General features: G+C 68.3%; 5 protein-coding genes and 1 pseudogene. 1 reads left to right on the top strand and 5 read right to left on the bottom strand.

The window, feature by feature from the left end; all coding sequences use genetic code 11:
• A pseudogene (locus AC5RTT_RS19730) lies at positions 1-237 on the bottom strand (LCP family protein); the annotation flags it as partial.
• Between the two features lie 217 nt (positions 238-454).
• Positions 455-1,117, bottom strand: coding sequence for an arsenate reductase/protein-tyrosine-phosphatase family protein (locus tag AC5RTT_RS19725; RefSeq protein WP_494146590.1), 663 nt, complete (start codon positions 1,115-1,117; stop codon positions 455-457).
• A 210-nt stretch (positions 1,118-1,327) separates the two neighbouring features.
• Here AC5RTT_RS19725 and AC5RTT_RS19720 point away from each other — a divergent pair, with 210 nt between their 5' ends.
• Positions 1,328-2,584, top strand: a complete 1,257-nt coding sequence (locus tag AC5RTT_RS19720; RefSeq protein WP_494146589.1) for an FAD-dependent oxidoreductase — start codon at positions 1,328-1,330, stop codon at positions 2,582-2,584.
• A 97-nt stretch (positions 2,585-2,681) separates the two neighbouring features.
• Here the strand turns inward: AC5RTT_RS19720 and AC5RTT_RS19715 are convergent, their stop codons facing one another.
• From AC5RTT_RS19715 to AC5RTT_RS19705, 3 genes are all read right to left on the bottom strand, one after another.
• Positions 2,682-3,305, bottom strand: coding sequence for a DUF305 domain-containing protein (locus tag AC5RTT_RS19715; protein WP_494146588.1), 624 nt, complete (start codon positions 3,303-3,305; stop codon positions 2,682-2,684).
• A gap of 73 nt (positions 3,306-3,378) precedes the next feature.
• A complete protein-coding gene (locus AC5RTT_RS19710) occupies positions 3,379-3,867 on the bottom strand; it encodes a hypothetical protein (RefSeq protein WP_494146587.1) in 489 nt (162 codons plus the stop codon).
• Between the two features lie 41 nt (positions 3,868-3,908).
• On the bottom strand, positions 3,909-4,532 hold a 624-nt coding region (locus AC5RTT_RS19705), incomplete at its 5' end, for an HAD-IC family P-type ATPase (RefSeq protein WP_494146586.1).

The following is a 4,532-nucleotide window of genomic DNA, read 5'->3' as shown; positions in this document are numbered from 1 at the left end:
GGGTGTTGGCGAGGGCGTCGGCGTCGGGCTCGGCGACTCGGCCTGGGTCGCCGCCGGCTGCGCTTCCTGGTCGGCCCGGTTCAGGCTGATCACGGCCACCACGGCAGCCGCCACGAGCACCAGCGCCAGCAGCGCCGCAATCCAGCGACGGCGACCGTGCGCCACCATGCCGTGGCCTGCCGGGTCCGCGCCCGACCCTGTGGCTCCGGAAGGGCCGGAACCGCCTGGAGTGCTCATATTGCCTCCACATCAATCTGATTGGTGGGATCAGTGTCCGCCCGCCAGCCCCTTGCTGGCTACAAACTTGTCCAAACTGTCATCTGCCAGTACCCGTGCCGGTTTTCCGCAACGGGCCCGTGATCCGGGCACTGTCCCTTGGGGAAAGCTAGCACCGCGAGCACGGCGGCACATCAGGGGAACCCGCACGAAAGCCGCACACTAGTTCGCAGTTTCCTTACAGCGTCCTGGCAGCCTTCCGGCGGTCGGGGGCATGCAGGCGTGCGTGCCGGAGGATGGAGACGATGGCCGGGGCGAGCTCGTCTTCCATCTGCCGGTATACCTCGGGGGCGCGGCGGTAGGGGTCGATGACGTCATTGTCGGCCGCATCGGCGGGCAGCGAGAGGTGGCGCACGCTGGCCGCCCTGGCGGGCAGGCTGCGCCAGAGGGCGGTGTTGGCAGCGAGGGGATCGCCGCCGTCGGGCCCCTCTGAAAGGGCGGCGGAAGGCTGGGAGGAGGCGTCCCGCTGGTCCAGCACGTCGAGCATGCGGGCGAACTCGCGGATGGTGAACGTCCGCTTCAACAGGGAGGCGTCCAGCTGCAGGACCTCCCCGCGGTGGCCCGAGGTCATGGTGAGCACCAGGTCAACGCCGCGGAGGATTTTCGGGGTGAGCTGGCGGGCCGCGAAGCCCTCCGGGTTGCCGCCAAAGGTCCGCACGATGTCCGCAGAGATTGGCTGGATGGGGTCGCCCACCATGGCGCGGGTTCCGGCGCTGGCTACCTCGAAACCACCCGGCAGCACCTGGTCGAGCCCTGCCTGCAGCAGCCGTTCGGCAACGGGGGAGCGGCAGATGTTGCCGGTGCAGACGGTGAGGATTCGTACTGGTGCGGATGTGTCCAAGGAGATGTCCCTCTTCCCAGCTGGCGGACGGACGTTCAGCCCGTGCCTTTCAACTTAACACGCAACACCCCGCGACGCTCTTTCACATCCTGCGCCTCCTGCCTGCACCCTCTCTCACCTATTGCGGCATTTCCCGCGACGCTCCCGCACTACCCATCCCGCCCAGCTCACGCCACCATGGAAGCAGCCCGGAAACGGAAAGGGGATGACGTGACCGGAGAGACCTCGGAACATGATTGCGTGATCGCTGGCGGCGGACCCGCCGGCATCGTGCTCGGCTACCTGCTCGCGCGGGCCGGCCTCAAGGTTGCCGTGCTGGAAAAGCACGGCGACTTCTTCCGCGACTTCCGCGGCGACACCGTCCACCCCTCAACCGTGACCCTGCTGGGCGAACTCGGGCTGCGCGGGAATTTCCTGCAGCTGCCCCTGACACGCCTGTCAACGATGGACGCGGTGGTGGACGGCCATCGCTTCACCCTCGTTGACTTCCACAGCCTCCGCGGTCCGGACAACTTCCTGGTCCTCGCTCCGCAGTGGGACTTCCTCAACTTCCTGGCCGGCGAGGCTGCGGCCTTCCCCACCTTCGAGCTGCACATGGAGACCGAAGCCACCGGACTCATCGTGGAGCAGGACCAGGTGCGGGGCATCCGGGCAACAGGGCCCGACGGCGGACGAGAGTTCCGCGCAACGCTGACCGTCGCTGCCGACGGGCGGGCATCAGTGCTCCGCGCGGCGGCCGGGCTGACCGCCGACGAGTTCGGTGTGCCCATCGACGTGCTCTGGTTCGGCCTGCCCAAACCGCCCGACCCGCCGCCCGTAACCCTCGCCTACGTGTCATCGCGGGGAATGGTCCTCACCATCGACCGCGGCGACAGGTACCAGTCAGGCATGGTCATTGAGAAGGGCGGCTTCGATGGCCTGGAAAAGGAGGGGCTCGGCGCATTACGTGAACGCATCACATACGCGGCACCCTTCCTGCAGCCGGTTGTTGACACGCTGCAGGACTGGGACCAGGTCAAGCTACTCTCCGTCCGGATCAACAGGCTCCGGCGCTGGCACCGCCCCGGCTTTATCGCGATCGGCGATGCAGCGCATGCGATGTCCCCGATGTTCGGCGTCGGCGTGAACTTCGCGATCCAGGATGCGGTGGCACTGGCCAACGCCATTGCCGAAGACCTTGCCGCCGGCACCGCACCGCCGGAGAAGCTCGCCGCCGTGCAGCGTCGGCGCGAGATACCCGTGAAGATCATGCAGCGGCTTCAGCGTGCAGGACACCGGGCCCTTGCCAGGGCAACCAAAGGCAGCCGGGTTGCGCCGCGCTGGCTGCCTCCTGTCCTCCGGCTCGCCTCGCCGGTGCTGCGGCGCGTGACCGCCCGGTTCGTCGGCGTCGGGATCCTGCCCGAGCATGTGAAGCCGGTGGCACCAAGAGTCAGGCGCCGCCTGCCAGGACGACGCTCGCTCACTTAACGCAACTCCCGAACGCACGCTCGCTCACTTTCCTCAGGAAAGTGAGCGAGCGTTCGCCGATTTGGTGCGGTAAGTGAGAGAGCGTCGCGGGTGAGGGTCAGAGCGTGCCGAGCAGCTCCTTCATCTCAGTGATCTCGGCTTCCTGTGCGGTGACGATGTCCCGGGCGAGCTGGATGGACTCCGGGTACTTGCCGGCGCCGATTTCCTGCTGGGCCATGTCGATGGCGCCCTCGTGGTGCTCAATCATGTGTTCGAGGAAGAGCCGGACGGCGTCGGTCCCCTCGGCGGCCTTGAACTTCTCGATGCCGTCAGCGTCCACCATGCCGCTCATGCCGTGCCCGGAGTGGTCGGACATCATGGTGGGCACGTTCCAGCTTTCCAGCCAGCCGGTCATGGTCTCGATCTCGGGCGCCTGGGCGTCCTTGATCCTGGTGGCCAGGGCTGTGATTTCGGCTGGGACGTCCTGCTTGGCCAGGATGATGTCGCTCATCTCAACGGCCTGGGCATGGTGCGGAATCATCATCTGGGAGAACATGACGTCCGCCTGGTTATGGTCGGCGCTGGCGTCCGGCATCATGCTGGACATCGGGGCGGATGGGCCGCCGTGATGCATGGGCATGGTGCTTCCGCCGGAGCTTCCGGAGCCGGCCGCGCAGCCGGCAAGGCCGAGCGAGGCAGCCAGGGCAGCGGCGAGGGAGAGGGTTTTGATTTTGCTGTTCATGGGGTTTGTCCTTCAAACGGGTCAGTGGAACTGGGCCGAAACGATGCGTGCAGCGGCACGCCGCGGGGCCCGTTTACGTCCGGCTGATGGACAGTTCGCAGGGCGTGGGACCTGAAGGTATGTAGCTGTAGGCGGCGGACCGGGCTCCTGCCGCCAGGGGAAGCGGAGCTGCCAAGGTGCCAGGGGGAGGGGTGATGCCGGGCGATCCGGCCGGAACCAGCGGGATGCAGGCCGCTCCGGTTTCCTCCGCCCCCTGGCAGCCGGAGCTGCAGGAACCCGAGGCGGCGAAGGACCCGGCCGGGGGCCGGGTGAAGTGCCCTGTGTGGCCGTTATGGGAATGCCCGACGGCGGCCTTCCCGGCCTGGCGGGAAGCGTCGCCGTCGTGCGCGGCACCGGTATGGCCGGCGTGCGCAGGAGCTGTGGAGGCCGCCGTCGCGTGGGCTGAATGGCCTGCGGTCAGCACGTGCATCCCCAGGATCCCGGCCAGCAGGGCCAGGACTGCGGCGGCCAGCGCGGCCGGGCGGAGGGCAGCCACGACGGCGGTGCGGTTGCCTGCCTTCATGCTGTTCCCTCCTTTCCCGCGGACCCGGTTGGCCACACCTTTCAACGTACCCCGGACGGGTTCAGTTTCAGGCGCCGCAGCAGCTGGGCGTTCAGCGCCACCACAATAGTGGACGCGGACATCAGCACGGCACCCGCCGCCGGCGAGAGGACAACGCCCGCGAACGCCAGGACGCCTGCCGCCAGGGGCACGGACAGGATGTTGTAGCCCGTTGCCCACACCAGGTTCTGCCACATCTTCCGGTAGCTCGCCCGGGACAGGTCCACCATGGACAGCACAGCCCGGGGATCGTTTCCGGCCAGGACCACGCCGGCGGACTCCATAGCCACGTCGGTGCCGGCGCCGATCGCGATGCCCACCTCGGCACGGGCCAGGGCCGGAGAATCGTTGACGCCGTCGCCCACCATGGCCACTTTCAGCCCGCGGGCCTGGAGCTCGGCCACCTTCTTGTCCTTGTCCGCCGGCAGGACCTCGGCGAACACCTCGTCGATCCCGAGGTCCGCCGCCACGGCCTGGGCCACCTGCCGCGCGTCGCCGGTGACCATGGCCACCTTGACGCCCCGGTTCTGCAGCGCCGCCACGGCCTGCCGGGACTCCGGACGCACTGCGTCCTCCAGGCGGACGGCCCCCAGGACGCGGCCGCCGTCGAGCACGTGCAGGACTGC

The sequence above is a fragment of the Arthrobacter sp. Y3221157 genome (genome assembly GCF_059089865.1).
This window is presented reverse-complemented; position numbering and strand designations above follow the sequence as displayed.